The 14,993-nt window shown below is 62.6% G+C and carries 13 protein-coding genes; 4 read left to right on the top strand and 9 right to left on the bottom strand.

The annotated features are described in order from the left end of the window. Position 1: 1 nt before the first annotated feature. The gene (locus SFUM_RS13030; RefSeq protein WP_011699367.1) at positions 2-709 is read right to left on the bottom strand and encodes an ABC transporter ATP-binding protein; all 708 of its coding nucleotides are present in this window, start codon (positions 707-709) and stop codon (positions 2-4) included. Then, entirely contained in the window at positions 709-1,929 is a 1,221-nt protein-coding gene (locus SFUM_RS13025; protein ID WP_011699366.1) for an efflux RND transporter periplasmic adaptor subunit, read from the bottom strand. The genes SFUM_RS13030 and SFUM_RS13025 overlap by 1 nt, the downstream gene beginning before the upstream one ends. A gap of 478 nt (positions 1,930-2,407) precedes the next feature. Between SFUM_RS13025 and SFUM_RS13020 the strand changes: the two genes are divergently transcribed. Then, positions 2,408-3,106, top strand: a complete 699-nt coding sequence (locus tag SFUM_RS13020; RefSeq protein ID WP_011699365.1) for a hemerythrin domain-containing protein — start codon at positions 2,408-2,410, stop codon at positions 3,104-3,106. Between the two features lie 38 nt (positions 3,107-3,144). Here the strand turns inward: SFUM_RS13020 and SFUM_RS13015 are convergent, their stop codons facing one another. From SFUM_RS13015 to SFUM_RS13000, 4 genes are read right to left on the bottom strand one after another with little or no spacing between them, the layout of a single operon-like run. Then, positions 3,145-4,062, bottom strand: coding sequence for an ABC transporter permease (locus SFUM_RS13015; RefSeq protein ID WP_011699364.1), 918 nt, complete (start codon positions 4,060-4,062; stop codon positions 3,145-3,147). Then, positions 4,059-5,207, bottom strand: coding sequence for an ABC transporter permease (locus tag SFUM_RS13010; protein ID WP_167321348.1), 1,149 nt, complete (start codon positions 5,205-5,207; stop codon positions 4,059-4,061). The genes SFUM_RS13015 and SFUM_RS13010 overlap by 4 nt, the downstream gene beginning before the upstream one ends. Before the next feature lie 15 nt (positions 5,208-5,222). Next, the gene (locus SFUM_RS13005) at positions 5,223-6,800 is read right to left on the bottom strand and encodes an ABC transporter ATP-binding protein (RefSeq protein WP_041440499.1); all 1,578 of its coding nucleotides are present in this window, start codon (positions 6,798-6,800) and stop codon (positions 5,223-5,225) included. Between the two features lie 41 nt (positions 6,801-6,841). Continuing rightward, positions 6,842-7,903, bottom strand: a complete 1,062-nt coding sequence (locus tag SFUM_RS13000) for a BMP family lipoprotein (protein WP_011699361.1) — start codon at positions 7,901-7,903, stop codon at positions 6,842-6,844. 343 nt (positions 7,904-8,246) lie between these two features. Here SFUM_RS13000 and SFUM_RS12995 point away from each other — a divergent pair, with 343 nt between their 5' ends. The 3 genes from SFUM_RS12995 (at position 8,247) to SFUM_RS12985 (ending at position 10,849) form a co-directional block, all read left to right on the top strand. Next, positions 8,247-9,038, top strand: coding sequence for a tRNA (adenine-N1)-methyltransferase (locus SFUM_RS12995; protein WP_041442624.1), 792 nt, complete (start codon positions 8,247-8,249; stop codon positions 9,036-9,038). A gap of 518 nt (positions 9,039-9,556) precedes the next feature. Further along, entirely contained in the window at positions 9,557-10,096 is a 540-nt protein-coding gene (locus SFUM_RS12990) for a metalloprotease (RefSeq protein ID WP_011699359.1), read from the top strand. Between the two features lie 120 nt (positions 10,097-10,216). Beyond that, entirely contained in the window at positions 10,217-10,849 is a 633-nt protein-coding gene (locus SFUM_RS12985) for a type 1 glutamine amidotransferase family protein (protein WP_011699358.1), read from the top strand. Between the two features lie 36 nt (positions 10,850-10,885). Here the strand turns inward: SFUM_RS12985 and SFUM_RS12980 are convergent, their stop codons facing one another. The 3 genes from SFUM_RS12980 to SFUM_RS12970 are packed head-to-tail and all read right to left on the bottom strand — an operon-like array spanning position 10,886 to position 14,862. Beyond that, entirely contained in the window at positions 10,886-11,863 is a 978-nt protein-coding gene (locus tag SFUM_RS12980; RefSeq protein WP_011699357.1) for an FAD binding domain-containing protein, read from the bottom strand. Positions 11,864-11,867: 4 nt separating this feature from the next. After that, positions 11,868-14,222 (bottom strand): xanthine dehydrogenase family protein molybdopterin-binding subunit, encoded by a 2,355-nt coding sequence (locus SFUM_RS12975; RefSeq protein ID WP_011699356.1) that lies wholly within the window; start codon positions 14,220-14,222, stop codon positions 11,868-11,870. Next, positions 14,206-14,862: a (2Fe-2S)-binding protein gene (locus tag SFUM_RS12970; protein ID WP_041440497.1), complete on the bottom strand. Its 657-nt coding sequence runs from the start codon at positions 14,860-14,862 to the stop codon at positions 14,206-14,208. Before SFUM_RS12970 ends, SFUM_RS12975 begins: the two co-directional genes overlap by 17 nt. Between the last annotated feature and the right edge of the window lie 131 nt (positions 14,863-14,993).

Here is a 14,993-nt window from a genome sequence, read left to right as displayed (position 1 = left end):
CTCACTTGCCGGGGCTCTCCAGGGTGCCCTTGTCCAGGTGATGGATGAGCCGGGCCTTGTCCGCGGCCCTGGGGTCATGGGTCACCATGATGATGGTCTTGTTGAATTCGCGGTTGAGCTGCTCGAGCAGTTCGAGCACCTCCATGGCGGAGTTCTTGTCGAGATCGCCGGTGGGTTCGTCCGCGACGAGCAGCGTGGGGTCCGTCACAATGGCCCGGGCAATGGCAACCCGCTGTTGCTGCCCGCCGGAGAGCTCCCGCGGGGTGTGCTTCACACGGTCCGCCAACCCGACCAACTCGAGAGCCGTCATGGCGTGCTCGCGGCGTTCCCGGCGGCTGAGATTCCGAAGCAGCAGCGGCAACTCCACGTTTTCGAGCCCGGTCAGCACAGGGAGGAGATTGTAGAACTGGAATATGAACCCGATGTGAATCGCCCGCCAGCGGGCCAGGTCGAGCTCGCCGAGTTGGGTGATGTCGGTTCCGGCAACGATCAGACTGCCCTGGTCGGGCCTGTCCAGGCCGGCGATGAGGTTGAGCAGGGTGGTCTTGCCGGAACCGGAGGGTCCCATCAGGGCGATGAAATCCCCTCGGCCGACGCTCAGGTCTATACCCCGCAACACCGAAATCGACTGGGAACCCCGCCGGTAGGACTTATGGATGTTCTCGACCGACACCAGCGGTTTGCCGACAACGGGGTCGCTCCGGGTCATCAGTCCGCAACCTTTATCTTGTCGCCGGATTTCAATTCCTGAGGGGGCTTGAGCACGACACGCTCGCCGTTTTTCATGGCCGATCCGGGCAGCACGTAATCCCCAAAGGTCTCCGCGCCCGGAAGTGCCACCCAGACCGCGCGGTCGCCCTCGATGCGAAAAACGCCCTCCGCATCGCCCCTCCGGGTGCTCGCGTCCCGATGAACCCCCAGAAAAGGACGGCTCTCACCTTCCGGCAGCGGTCTCGACAGAAAGGATACCTTGGCGCTCATCTCCGGAAGGATGCGCGGATCGAGACGGTCGAAGCGCACTTTCACCATGACTGTGCCCCTCGTGCGGTCGGCGGTGGGAACGATCGTGTCCACCTTTCCCGTGAAACGCGTGTCCGGGAGTGAATCCAGCTGGACCTCGCACGGCTGTTCGATTGAAGCCCTGGACAGAAAGGACTCGGAAACGTCGGCCTCCACCATGAGCGAAGAAAGGTCCGCCATGTTGACGACAGCCGCCTTGGCATTGGTGGCGGAACCGAATGGAGCGACCACTTCGCCCACATCCGCGTCCTTGGTGAGCACCACGCCATCGAACGGGGCCCGGATGACGGTGTATTCAACCAGGACCTCGGCCTTGCGCAGAGCGGCTTCAAGCACGCGGATGTTCGATCTCGCCGAATCGACGGCGGCCCTGGCTTTGAGGTACCGATCCCGGGCGTTTTCAAAATCCACCTGTGAAACCGCCTTGCGCCCGTAGAGATCGGAGAACCGCACATGGTTGCGAGCCGCCGTGTCGAGCTCGATCCCGGCGCGGGTGAGATCCGACCGAGCGGCTGCCAGTTGTGCCGCGACCTGGTTGCAGTCCGCCACCAGGTCGTCGTTTTCGATCCTTGCCAGCACATCCCCGTCTTTCACGCGGCTGCCTTCCTGCACTTCCACGCTGGACAGCCGCCCGGTTCCCTTGGAAGCGACCGCGGCCTTCCGCTGGGCCACGACGTACCCGCTGGCATTGAATTCGGTGATGACTTGGGAGGGATACACCCAGCCGACGGAAGTGGCGCGCACTTCCACCGAGGAGGAAAGAAACCCGGAGCGATGGGCCAGCGTGAGCCCGGCGACAATCAAGACGACCACGAAGGCCGGCCACAGCAGCTTTCGTCCGCGGCCGCTCCCCGGCGTGAACTTTTGTTCTTCGCTGATTTTGAGTTTGGAAATCTTGTCGGGATCCATGGCGCGGCTCAGCCGAGGTGCAGTTGATCGTGCCCGGCGCGCGCGGTCCCGGACCGCGTCGTCGAGGGCAGACAACAAAATGGTGAACGGTTCACTGCGGAAAAAGGTTCCCCCTTGTCGAAGTCACATTATGCACAATCCTTGACAGATTGCCATCAATCCGTAGAGTGTGTTCCCAAAAAAGCGGATCTTCCGGAAGATGCGCCGCTCACGGCTCCAGCCACGCTTGTGCCGCAGGCGGCATTCGGGCCCCGGGTGCTCGTTTTCCGGAAAAGGGACCCCCCTCCAGCCTCACCGCGGACGACTCCATGTCGTCGCCGCGACGGCCCGGCACGCGAGGATGGAACACAATTGAATCCGTTCTTCAGCCGCATGGCGCCGGCGGTCATGTCCGGTTCCTCCGCGCCGGGGGCGGATGGGCGATCGATGACGCTGCAATGCGGGCGGAGCGCAGAACGCCTGCCCGAAGGAGATATGGATGGCTTCGGATGTTCTGAAAACACGGCGTGATTTTCTTGTCGTTACGGGCGCCGCGGGAGCCGGCCTGCTGCTCGCCGGGTGCTCGGGAGAAGAGAAGAAGAGGGCCGCGGATCTCATCTCCGCGCCGGAACGGTTGATGCGCCAACACGGCGTGTTGAGCCGCCTGCTCATGATCCTCGAGGAGTCCCTGCGCCGAGTGGATGCGCACATGGAATTGCCCCTCGAGGTCATTCCCGGCGTGGTCGAGGTCGTGCAGAATTTTGTCCAAATGCACCACGAGAAACAGGAGGAGGAAGAAATCTTCCCGCTCTTGGCCAATAACGACAAGCTGGTCGGACTGATCGCCGTGCTGAAGGCGCAGCACCGGGCAGGCCGCGAAATCACGGCACGGATCCTGGAGTACTCTTCGACTGCGGCTTTGAAGGAACTCGAGACGCGCCGTAAATTGAACTCGGAGGTGCGCCAGCTCGCGCGCATGTACCGGGCCCACTCCAACCGTGAAGACACGGTGCTCTTCCCGGCACTGGATTCGGCGGTCACCGCCGCGCAATACCGGGCGCTGTCGGCCGGAATGACTCAAAAACAACAGCAGGCGCCGGGAGACGGGGCGTTCGAGAAGACCGTCGAGCGGGTGGCCGCCCTGGAAAAGCTGGTCGCCATGGACGATCTCGCCGGGTTTTCACCCGACGCCTCGTAGTGACTCGCAAACGAGGAGCGGAAGAACCTGCGGTTCGATTACAACCGGCCGAGAGCGGAAGGTTGCTGCCGTTTTCCCAAGCCCAGGAGCAATACGAGCAGGCACAGGAGGTAAGGAAGGGCAAGGAAGAACTGGGACGGCACTTGCACCCACTGAATGCCGAGCCATTCCGAAAACGCTTCACTGAAGCCGAAAAGCAGGGCGGCCGCCATCACCCCCGCAGGTCGCCACCGGCCAAGGATGACGGCTGCGACCGCCAGGTAGCCTCGACCCTGTGTCATTTGTTCGACGAACTGGGAGAGTTCCCCGATGGCGAGGTAGGCCCCGCCGATTCCAGCCAGGAAACCTCCCGCCAGTAGCGCGGAGAGCCTGACACGCCACACTGCCAGGCCCGCGGCTTCCGCTCCGCCCGGGTTTTCGCCGCACGCTCGCAGATGCAGCCCGTAGCGGCTCCGGTGCAGAAGCACCCAAAGCACGATGCAAGCCGCCAAGGCGATTGGCACTACGATGGACAGGCCTTCCCCCACCGAGGAAGAGGGCCTCGCCGGGAGGCCCAGCACACCGCAGAACGCTTCCCCTATGCCGGGGAGCTTGGGTACTGCCGGGGATGTTCCGTAGACGTTGAAAACCTGGTTGAGAAGAGTACCGGTGATTCCTGCCGCGAGGAGATTGAGCGCAATGGAGCTGACGATCTGGTTCGCTTTGAGTTTCAGGCTGACGACGGCGTGGAGGAAGCCGATGACGAGACCGCCGAATCCGCCGCCGAGCAGGCCGAGCCAAGGCGAGCCCGTTGCCCACACCGTCCAGATCGCTCCAAACGCTCCCACCAGCATCATGCCCTCGATGGCGAAGTTGATCACGCCGGAAAGCTCCGAGAGCAGTCCCCCGAAACTCGCCAGCAACAGAGGCGTGGATTTTGCCAGGGCAAGCAGAAAGAGGTTCAGCAAAGTGGTCACGGCCGTGACTCCGGCTCGCCTGTCCGGGCGTGCTCACCGAGTGGCATGCGTCCCCCTGCCCGAAGGTTCGAAACCAGTCTGCCCAACCCGTCCCGGATACCGGGCTGTCCGGCCACGGACAGCAGCAGGCAGGCCTGGATGATGTAGATTGAGCTCGGCGAAATGCCCACGGCGAGCTGAAGCCATTTGTCCGCCGCTCTCAGACCGGCGAGCAGCAGACCGCTCAACCATACCCATCCCGGAGCCGCATTGGCCAGGAATGCGGCCGTTATGCCGTCGAAACCGTAACCCGGAGAGAACGCCCGGTAGAAGCGGTGATGGACGGCGACCACTTCGAGCGCTCCGGCCAATCCGGCCAGCGCGCCGCTCAACAGGAACATGCGTTTTTGCCATCGTTCTACCTCGATACCGGCGGCCCGGGCCGATTCCGGGTTGCATCCCGCCGCCTTGACTTCGAATCCCCAGGGTGTTCCGGAAAGCCAGAAGTGGGCCAGGAAACCCAGGACGACCGCAAAAAAAGGCGCAATGGTCAGACCCATGGCTCCGTATTGCCAGACGGGCGGCCAGACGGCCCCGTCTCCGATCTCGCGGGTGCGACCGATGGCCGTGCCGTCTCCGAGGGGACCCAGGACCAGAATTTCACACAGGTGGATGGCGATGGTGTTCATGAAGATCGTGGTGATCACCTCGTGCACGCCTCGCTTCTGCTTCAGCCAAACGGCCGGATAGGCCCAGGCCGCTCCGATGACGGCGCCCGCGATGAGGGTGAGCGGCGCGAGCAATGAAGCCGGCAGTGATTTTGCGGAGGCGGCGAACGCGGCCGAGGCGAGGGCGCCGAGCATGAGCTGTCCTTCGCAGCCGATGTTGAGAAGCCTCGCCTGATATGCCATCGACACGGCCAGGCCGGTGAGCAGCAGGGGCGTAAGCTTTCCCAGGGTGGTTGCCAAGGCGTCGGCGCTTCCCCACGCGCCTGTCCAGAGCCCCGCAATGAGGTCGAAGGGGCCGGCTCCGGCCGACAGGGAGATGACCACGCAGACCGGCAGCGCGGCCGCGCAGGCCACCAGCGGGCCCGAAATCGATTCGAGCAGCCGGCTCCAGGCTCGATCTCCACCGGAAGCCCCGGCGCGAGGTGAATCTGCCGCCATGTTCCGTTTCATCGTTCAGTCATGTTCCCCGTTCTTCACCCCGAGCATCCACCTTGCGAGCAACTCCGGGGATGCTTCTCCGATCGTTGTGATCCCTGCCAGGCGGCCTCGATACACGATCCCGACCCGGTCGCACAAGGCGAGCAACTCCTCCGAATCATGCGAAATCACCAGAAAACCGACCCCCTCCCGGTTGAGCGCGCGCACTCGCCGGCCGAGCTCCACCCGGGCCTTCAAATCCAACCCGCGACCGGGCTGCTCGAGCACCACGAACCGCACGGGACCGGCCAGCACCCTGGCCAGGGCGACTTTCTGCTGGTTTCCGCCGGACAGGCTGGAAACCGGCCGGGAAACCTTCTCGTACCGCACTTTCTGAATTTCCAGTTGCCGCGCGGCGTAAACGGCCGCGGCTTCTTTGCGGAGCAGTCCGCAGCGCTGGAAAGCGGGGCTGCGTTGCGATCCCAGCAAGAAGTTGTCGACCAGTGAGCACTCGGGCAGAAGCGCCTCTTCCATCGGGTTCGACGGCAGCCGGCGGATGCCCGCATCCATGCGATCCCTGATCGAAAGAGCCGTGAAATCCCGGCCGTCGAAATGAACGGTCCCGCCGCGTATTGCGGCCATACCGAATATGGCGCGCGCAAGGGTGCTCAATCCGTTTCCCACCACTCCTCCCAGGCCGACGATTTCTCCCGCGGCGATTCGGAGCGAAAAGGATTCGAGCCCGATATCGTTTCCGGACGGGTCCGCCGTGAGATTGTCCAACACGAGAAGGTCCTTCGGGCTTTCGGTCCGGACGGAGGGAACGGAGACTTCCGCAACGACGAATCGCGATTGCGGCTCGACCGTGCTCCGGCTCTCGCCATGAACGATCAGGTCGGCCACTTCCTCCCTGGAAATAGCGGCGATGGACTCGGTGCGGATCAGCTTTCCACGGCGCAGCACGGAGACTCGGTCCGCCGCGGCAAAGACTTCCCGCAGCCGGTGGCTGATCAGGACGATCGTGTGGCCGGTCCGGCGCAGGGCGATCAACAGATCGAGGAATCGGTCGACTTCGAAGGGCGCGAGCAGGCTCGTGGGTTCATCGAGAATCAGCACTTTCGATCCGCGATAGAGCGCTCGCAGCAACTCGATCTGCTGGCGGAAGGCAAAGGACAGCTGCCAGGCATTCGTGTTCATGGGAAGGTTGAAGCCGAATCGGGCTGCGATCTCCGCCACCTTCTCCAGTGCCCGTCGTCGGTCGATGAACCCTCTGTGCACCGGTTCGTTGCCGACGATCACGTTTTCGAGCGCAGTCAGCTGGGGGAAGATCAGGAGCTGCTGGTGTACCATCCCGATGCCGGCCTTGAGAGCTTCCCGCGGGTGCCGGAAGCGAACCGGCTCTCCGTTCAGACGGATGGTGCCTGAATCGGGCGGGAAGTGCCCGTAGAGGATCTTCATGAGCGTCGATTTGCCGGCGCCGTTTTCTCCCACGAGGGCGTGGATCTCCCCGCCCGCGACGGCAAGGGAGACCTCGCGGTTTGCCCTGAGGGAACCGAAGCGCTTCGAGATGTTGCGCATCTCCACGACGGGTTTGCCGGTCAGTTCGTTTTGCATGGCATTCGATGTGAATTTCATGCTGTGCAAGGGCTTCGGGATCAAAGCTCGGGGGCCTGAAATGCTTCGACCTCGGCACTGCGGGCAGGGACGGCGACCTTTCCCTGCCGCAGCAGTTCGCGGGCTTTGGCAATGGCTTCAAGGCCCGCGGCGGCAAAGAGCTGCCGGGAATACTTCATGTCGGTGATATCGACAGCTCCGTCGGGTGCTCCGAGCCGGCGGTGTCCGGGCACGAAACGGTTCTGCACGATGTCGCGGATCGCAGTGTAGACCGCGACGTCCATTCGTTTGAGCGTGCTCGTGAGGATTCTCCCCGGAAGCTCCGCGTCCACGTCGAGATCATCGGCGATGAGGTACACGTCCTTGCCGCCCTTGATTGCTTCCAGCACTCCGACCCCGGTGTTTCCCGCGGCCCGGAAGATCACGTCGACGCCTTTGTCGATCAGCGTCCGCGCGAGCGCCTTTCCCTTCACCGGATCGTTGAACGATCCCGCGGACACGGCAATGACTTCCACGGGCTTCTTCCCGAACTTTTCCGCAGTTTTCACGCCGGCGCGAAACCCGCTGACATAGGCTTCAACCGGGGGAATATCCATGCCCGAAACCACCCCCACCTTCCCGGCCCTGGTGAAGAGCCCCGCCACCAGTCCGGCCAGGAAGCCTCCTTCCTCGGATTTGAAATCGAAGGAAGCCACGTTGGCCGTTGCAATGTCCCCTTCGATATGGACGAAACGCGTATTGGGGAAATGCGACGCAACCTTTCGCGTCGCGTCGGTGAAAAGGTATCCCAGGGTCACCACGATATCGGCGTTGCGAGCCGCCATGGTGATGTTGGAAACATAGTCCGCCTGCTCCCGCGACTGCACGAACTGCGGATTGATCCCAAAATCCCGCCGGGCTTTCAGGATCCCTTGCCAGCACATGTCGTTGAAGCTCCTGTCCCCCAGCCCGGCCGCGTCGGTGAGGACCACGACCTTGAGCGGCGCCGCATGAGAATCCGCCGAGATCCCCGCCAGAGTGAGCAAGCACGGGAGCAGCGCCAGGGTGAGCGCTCGACAAACATGGATGACAATGGAGCGAACCGTTTCGGGATGATGGATCATGAGCTTCGGCCTCCCCGGGAATCGACTTCCGTCGGCTCCCCGCTCTGAAAGGTTTCCATGCGCCTTTGTCTTTCCTCGGCTCATGCCTCTTCGAAGCGATGACGAAAAAAGCTATCCCCACCCGATTTCAATAAACCGTCAATGGTGACTAATAGTGTGGATCCGGGCATAAATCAAATCCAAATCGGCCAAAAACCGTTTGACGAACAGGGGCCGGTTCTCTATGGTTCAACCCACCTCGCGCTTGACTTGCCGTAATGGGAGGTTCCCGGGGCGCCGGCATCCGGCCGGACGACCCGGCGGCATTTCAAGGGGCGACGACGGAGAGGAGACATCGACGGCCATGGGCAAATTCCGGATGGGTGAATGGGTGCTGTTGATTTCCCAGAGAGGGAAGAAATGGCTGGTCAAGATCGGGGAAGGCCCTTACTCCTCTCACCTGGGTACTATCCAGCTGCCCGATATCGTGGGCAGGGAGGAAGGCGATTTCCTGGAGACCAACAAGGAAGCCAAGGTTTTCCTCTTCCGGCCGACCCTCGAGGACTACATCTTCTCCATGGAACGGCAGACCCAGATCATCTATCCCAAGGACCTCAGCGCCATTGTTTTCTATGGGGATATCCAGCCGGAGAACGTCATCGTGGAATCGGGCATCGGGTCGGGAGCGCTCACTCTCGCTCTGCTCAGAGCCATGGGCGGACGCGGAAAGCTCATCTCCGTGGAGAAGCGCCCGGAATTCGCTCTGGCCGCAAGACGAAACGTACATCAGTTCTTCGACGGTCGTCCCGACAATCATGAAATCGTCGTTGCGGACATCCAGGATTTTTGCATGAACGTCAAAGCCGACCGTGTATTCCTGGATCTTCCCGAACCATGGCACGCCATTCGATCCGTGGGCGCCATGATGAGGTATGGTGCTATCCTGGTGAGTCTCAGCCCGAACATCGGCCAGGTCCAGTTGATGTTCCGGGAACTCAAGGCCAACGGCTTTGCGAATATCTCCACTTTCGAGCTGCTCAAAAGAGACTGGAAAATCGACGAGCTTCGCGCCCGCCCCTTCGACCGGATGGTCGCGCACACCGGTTTCATTACCATCGCCAAGAAAACCCCCGCCGGAGTCTCGTATCAGGACTGAATCCCGGCTTCGTCCCGCCCGATCCGCCGGGCGGGACGGCTATGGTCTCGATTGCTCCGCATCCCGGCCGCAATGGTCTTTGCCGGCGGTTGCGCCGGTTGTCTTCCGGCCCGGGAGCATACCTCTTGAGCGGAACAAAGCGCAAGATTTGCACGGGCTTTAATCAGTCCCATGGTTTTTATAGGTCTTATAAGTCCTATAGGACCTATTTATCCTTCCCATCAGCCCGACGGAACCCGTGGCGCAAAACCGGGGACTTCCGGCAAACGAGGCCCGGGGATGCCCTTCCGGAACGCGTCGTTGCTGAATTTACCGATATCGTCAAAATTCCCGATAATAAGCTTGAGACGGATATGCTCGGGGAGGCGTTCAGAGTCGTCTCGTCAAGGCCGCCCCGGGCGTCATGTCGAGGTACGGCGTCCAGGCACGGTTCCCGTTTCCTGCCGGGCAACGCCTTATAATGTAATGCCTGTCGGGTCATGAGGGCGAAAGAATGACGATGAAGGAGGCTTTCGGCGATGTATAGTGAATTCTACAAGATTTGGAGCTTCTGGGGGATTCCCGTCTACATTCACTGGTCGACGGCGCTCTTCAGCATCCTTTTGGCCCTGTCCTCGGTGCTGCTCGGCATTCAGATGATTTTTTTCGTCCTGGGGGTGCTTTTTCTTCTGTTGCTTCATGAGTACGGTCACGCCTTCTTTGCCAGGCGGTTCGGATACGAAGTGGAACAAATCGAGCTGTTCCCCATGTTCGGAGTATGTTCCTACGAAACACCGAATGACGAGTATGAGGAGGCGATCGTCGTCTGGGGCGGAGTCGTGGCGCAGTTCTCCCTGTTTCTGCCCGTGATGCTCCTGCTGGTGGTGATGGGGATGTCTCCCTTCCCCGTTCTGAATGCCCTGTTGTTCGTGTTCGCGTACTTCAACGTGATCCTGATGGGATTCAATCTCATTCCGTTTCCGCCCCTCGACGGCACCAGGGCGTGGAACCTGCTGCCGATCTATGTCCAGAAGCGGGTGGAAATGCGTGAAGAGAAGAAAGGGCGATTCCCGAAGTAGCCTGCCGGGCCGAACACTGCGTCCGGGCGGCGCGATTTGAGGCCGTGCGCCTGGCGGTCCGTTCTTCGCTAAGGGAAAGGCCCGCCGCTCCCGCGGCAGGTTCCGGGATGGAGGAATTACATGGAATTTCAGACGGTGCATCTGTTCGTTTTCGATACTCTGTCGGACTGGGAACCAGCCTTCGCCGTCGCGGGTATCAACAACCCCGCATTCCAGGCCAGGCCGCAACGCTATCGAGTCCGGACGGTCGGTTTGACAACGGATCGCGTGAGGACGATGGGAGGGGTGACGGTCTTGCCCGACATGGGGCTCGATGACCTGGAGCCGTCTCGGAGTGCCATGCTCATCCTGCCGGGAGGCATGACCTGGGACGAAGGCGGAAACACCGAGGCCGTCGAGATGGCAAGAAACTTTCTTGCGACGGGCGTTCCCGTGGCCGCCATCTGCGGTGCCACCGCAGGCCTGGCGCGCGCCGGCCTGTTGGACGGACTGCAGCATACGAGCAATACCCCGGAGTACCTCAAGGCAACGAACTATGAAGGCGCGGCCTACTACCTGGACCAGGCGGCGGTCACCGACGGGGACCTGATCACCGCGGGGGGAGCCGCGCCCCTCGAGTTCGCCCGGGAAATATTCAGGCGACTCGACGTGTACGAAACAGCGACGCTCGACGCCTGGTACGGCTTGTTCAAAACCGGCGATCCCGCGTACTTTCACGCGCTGGTCGAAGCCTCGACGGGCGGAGGAAGCTGACCGGAACATGCCGGCAAGCCAGGGGACGAACCCCGTTCACGCTGCTCCCATCGCCAGGATCTGTTCCTTCACGACTCCCTTGAACAGCGTTAGTTTGTAGGCGTTCCCCGCCATGGGCCTGGCTCCCGTGACGGCGGCGTCGCCGGCGATCCGCGCGGTCTCGGCGTCGAGTTTCCGGCCCGTGATGCTTTCCTCAACCTCCTTCGAACGCCAGGGCACGGGGGCTGCCCCGCTCAGCACGACCCTTGCCCGGACGACCTTGCCCTTGTCCATGACAACGGCCAGGGCAACTCCGGCCAGGGCGAAGTCCCAGGACCGCCGCGCCCGGACCTTGCGGTACGAACTGCGAAGCCCGGCGCGCGGAGGGGGCAGCGAGACGCCGATCAACACCTCACCCGGCCGCAGTTCCGTTTCCCTCTGTGGATCCTTGGACGGCGGAACGAGGAATTCCCCCATGGGAATGCTTCTCGATCCTCCGGGTCCCAGAAGGTGGACTGTCGCCTCCAGCGCCGTCAGGGCGGGCGCCGTGTCGGACGGGTGCACCATGAAGCACGAATCCCCGCCGAAAATGCAATGGAACTGGCTTTCTCCCTCGACCGCGTAACAGGTGTCGCCGCCTTTGCGCAGACAATGGAATTCCCCGCGGTAATACCAGCAGCGCGGTTTCTGGCAAAGATTTCCGCCGATGGTTCCCTGGTTTCTGAGCTGCGGGCTGCCCACTTCGGACGCGGCAGCGGCAAGCCCGGGGTAGAGTTCCCGGACCAAAGGATGTTCCGACACTTCGGTGATCGTCGTCAGCGCCCCGATTTCGATCCCTCCTTCCTTCGTCTTCCGAATTCCCCGCAGCTCCCCGATACGGCTGAGGCTCACCACCAGCCCGGCTTCGAATATCTTCTCCCGGAGGCAGCCGAGCAGATCGGTCCCGCCCGCATGCACCACCGCGTTTCCCGCCGCGAGGAAGCTTATGGCCTCATCGATCGACTTGGGACGGACGTAGGCGAATTTCTGCATCATGGTCTCAGCCCTCCTTCAATTGTTCCGACAGGAGTTTACAGAGCTGCATCGGACTGATGGGAGATTCGGTGATCCTGACTCCCGTGGCGTCGTAAACCGCATTGGCGACGGCCGCGGCCGTCGGAATGGTGACGGGTTCGCCGAGCCCTTTGGCTCCCGTGGTGTTTATTTCGGGCGAAAGGATCTCGATGGGAAGCGAGACCATTTCGGCCGGCACGTCAAGGACGGTTGGAAGCTTGTAGTCGTGCCAGTTCCGGTTGAGCAGCTTGCCCGTCTGCGAGGCGTCCAGGATCCTGCACTCCGTCAGGGCAAACCCGATGCCCATGGTGATGCCGCCGAAAACCTGGTTGTCATACGTCAGCCGGTTCATGACCCGTCCGCTGTCGTGAGCGCCCAGGAAACGAAGGATTCGGACTTCTCCGGTGAGGACATTCACTTCGACTTCGCAAAACTGGGCGGCGAAAGGGTTGACGACCTTCCCGGGAGGATCGGGGGCGCGGCTGCCGATGCCGACGATCACTCCGCGCTGCTTCAATCCCGCCAGGTCCGCAATCTTGGCGCTCTTGGAGTCGTCCGACCTGGAAAGGACCCTACCGTCCATAACGGCTAGGTCCGCCTTGTCGGCTTTGAGCGCCTCGGCCGCGATGGACAGCAGCTGCTCTTTGACGTGGATCGCGGCGGCGCGCACAGCCGGTGACTCCGTGGGTACGGTTTTGCTCCCGCCGCTGGGCCGGGTGTACTGGGTGGTGCCGGTATCGGCATGCTCGATCTGGATGGATTCCGGCGCCATTCCCAGTTCCTCGGCCGCGACGGCGGCCATGATCGTCTTGGTGCCGGTTCCGATGTCGCTCGCCCCCATGTTGAGGTTCACGCTGCCGTCGGAAAACATCTTGACGATCACCGTGGACGGCGGCATTGCGCCTCCGGCGACCCAGAGCCCGCTCGCCATGCCCACGCCTCTGCGCAGATGGCCCTCGCCGGAAGCCTTGCCCGGAGGCGCGCCGGTCTTCTGCCGGGCTTCTTTCCAACCGAAAGCCCGGGCGCCCTCTTCCAGGCATTGCCTCAACCCGGTGGTGGCGTACGGGGGCATGCCTTCCCTCGCCTGGCTGCCGCTCGGTACGTTCTTCAGCCGAAACTCCACCGGGTCCATCCGGATGGCTTTCGCCAGGGCATCCATCATCTGCTCGAGCGCCCACGACCCCTGGGGATGTCCCGGAGCGCGGAACGGCCGCGCGGGACCGGCATTCACGTATACGTCGGTGGTTTCGATTCTCACGTTGGGACAACTGTAAAGGTCCCGGACCTGCCAGTCCACCAGGGAAGTTCCGCCCGCGGGGTAGGCTCCGCCCGTGCCCAGGACGCTGAAATCGAGCGCCGTCAGGGTGCCGTCCTTCCTGACGCCCGCCTTGAGACGCATGTTGCAGGGCGGCCGGTTTCCAACGGCCAGGTAAGTCTGCTCGCGGGGAAGAATCAGCTTCACCGGGCGTCCTGTGCGCCTGGCCAGGAGCGCCGCGATGACGCTGTATTTTCCTGCCTGCAGCTTGCTGCCGAATCCGCCTCCCATGTAACCGCCGATCACCCGAACCTTGGCGAGCGGGAGGCCCAGTATCTCGGCGACCCCCGACTGAACGGCGAACACTCCCTGGGTGGATTCCCACAGGGTGAGACGGTCCCTCTCCCAGTTCGCCACACAGCCGTGTGGCTCCATCGGGGTGTGGAGCTCGCAGGCGCTGCGATAGGTTTCCTGCAGGACGACATCCGCTTCAGCAAAGCCCTTTTCCACGTCTCCCCGCTGATACCGGTCGGTCTGGACGAGGTTTCCCTCTCCATGGACCAGGGGGGCCCCGGGCTGCAAGGCCTTGCGTTCGTCGGCCACGAAAGGCAAAACCTCGTATTCGACCACAATGGCGCGAAGGGCGTCTTGAGCCTGGTAAGGGTTTTCGGCCGCCACGGCGGCAACCGCGTCCCCTTCAAAACGGCAGTGAGGGTCGAAAAGCTTGCCGGCCACTTCCATGGCAGGCCTTCCCTGGCGATAGTGCCACGCCGGATTCGCTTCGGGAACCGTTCCACCGATTACCGCGCGAACCCCCGGCATTTTTTCCGCCCGGGTCATGTCCAGCCGCTTGATCCGGGCATTGGCGTGAGGCGAACCGAGGATGGCGCCGTAGAGCATGTTCGGCAGCCGCACGTCCGCGGGGTACACGGCGGAACCGCTCAGCCGCTCGTAGGCGTCGACTCTCGGGAAAGGCTTGCCGACGAACCTGGTTTTCTCCCAGAGTTTCGCCGTTTCCCCCGCCCGTGGCGGGTCCGGCGCCGGGAATGCCTCGGGCTGCTTGTGCTTGTCAGGGTTTGCCGCCATTTTTCACCCCCTTGCCGGCCTTCTGCTCCACGGCATGCCCGGCAGCCTGAAGAATGTGAGTGTACGCGCCGCAGCGGCAAAGGTTTCCGCTGACGCCTCTTCGGATTTCATCCGGGGTTGGGGCGGGATTTTTGCGCAGGAGACCCTCGACCGCCATGATCTGCCCCGGAGTGCAGTACCCGCACTGGAAGGCGTCGTGTTCGAGGAACGCCTGCTGTACCGCCCCCAGGTTTTCGCCCTCCATGAGGCCTTCCAGGGTGACGATTTCGGAACCTTCGCATTCCATTGCCAGGGTGAGGCATGCGTATCGGGGCACATTGTCGATCAGGACCGTGCAGGCCCCGCACTCGCCCCGTTCGCAACCGGTCTTGGTTCCCGTCAGCCCGATCTGTTCCCGGAGCACGTGAAGAAGCGTCCAGCGGGGCTCCGCCAGGAGCGTGCATTGCCTGCCGTTGACCAGCAGAGTGAGACGGGTCATTGCATCCGCCCCGGCAACCGCCGGTTCGGCCTCGGGCGGCGCGGCGGGCAGCTCCGCCGCGGCACCGACCGCCAGCGCCCCGATTCCCATCGAAGTCAGGAATCCGCGACGCGTGATCCCTCCGGCGTCCTTGCCTTGTCTGTCCTTGAGCTCATTTGCCATGTTGTCCTCCCGGGTGGTCTCCGCCCTCCGATCCGGCTTGCGGGGGCAGTCCGTGTTCCAGTCCTGCGGCGCGCTTGCTTTGGGCGGGACTCATGCCGCGTACCTGAGACAATTGTGCGTTCATAATGAAT

The sequence above is a fragment of the Syntrophobacter fumaroxidans MPOB genome, assembly GCF_000014965.1.
GTDB classification, from domain to species: domain Bacteria; phylum Desulfobacterota; class Syntrophobacteria; order Syntrophobacterales; family Syntrophobacteraceae; genus Syntrophobacter; species Syntrophobacter fumaroxidans.
The sequence above is the reverse complement of the archived record's forward strand: the minus strand, read 5'-3'. Positions and strand labels throughout refer to the sequence as shown.

Excerpts from the sequence above, each read along its gene's own strand:
- SFUM_RS13030 (WP_011699367.1), bottom strand. The coding sequence starts at position 709 with ATGACCCGGAGCGACCCCGTTGTCGGCAAACCGCTGGTGTCGGTCGAG.
- SFUM_RS13025 (WP_011699366.1), bottom strand. The coding sequence starts at position 1,929 with ATGGATCCCGACAAGATTTCCAAACTCAAAATCAGCGAAGAACAAAAG.
- SFUM_RS13020 (WP_011699365.1), top strand. The coding sequence starts at position 2,408 with ATGGCTTCGGATGTTCTGAAAACACGGCGTGATTTTCTTGTCGTTACG.
- SFUM_RS13010 (WP_167321348.1), bottom strand. The coding sequence starts at position 5,207 with ATGGCGGCAGATTCACCTCGCGCCGGGGCTTCCGGTGGAGATCGAGCC.
- SFUM_RS13005 (WP_041440499.1), bottom strand. The coding sequence starts at position 6,800 with ATGCAAAACGAACTGACCGGCAAACCCGTCGTGGAGATGCGCAACATC.
- SFUM_RS13000 (WP_011699361.1), bottom strand. The coding sequence starts at position 7,903 with ATGATCCATCATCCCGAAACGGTTCGCTCCATTGTCATCCATGTTTGT.
- SFUM_RS12995 (WP_041442624.1), top strand. The coding sequence starts at position 8,247 with ATGGGCAAATTCCGGATGGGTGAATGGGTGCTGTTGATTTCCCAGAGA.
- SFUM_RS12990 (WP_011699359.1), top strand. The coding sequence starts at position 9,557 with ATGTATAGTGAATTCTACAAGATTTGGAGCTTCTGGGGGATTCCCGTC.
- SFUM_RS12985 (WP_011699358.1), top strand. The coding sequence starts at position 10,217 with ATGGAATTTCAGACGGTGCATCTGTTCGTTTTCGATACTCTGTCGGAC.
- SFUM_RS12980 (WP_011699357.1), bottom strand. The coding sequence starts at position 11,863 with ATGATGCAGAAATTCGCCTACGTCCGTCCCAAGTCGATCGATGAGGCC.
- SFUM_RS12975 (WP_011699356.1), bottom strand. The coding sequence starts at position 14,222 with ATGGCGGCAAACCCTGACAAGCACAAGCAGCCCGAGGCATTCCCGGCG.
- SFUM_RS12970 (WP_041440497.1), bottom strand. The coding sequence starts at position 14,862 with ATGGCAAATGAGCTCAAGGACAGACAAGGCAAGGACGCCGGAGGGATC.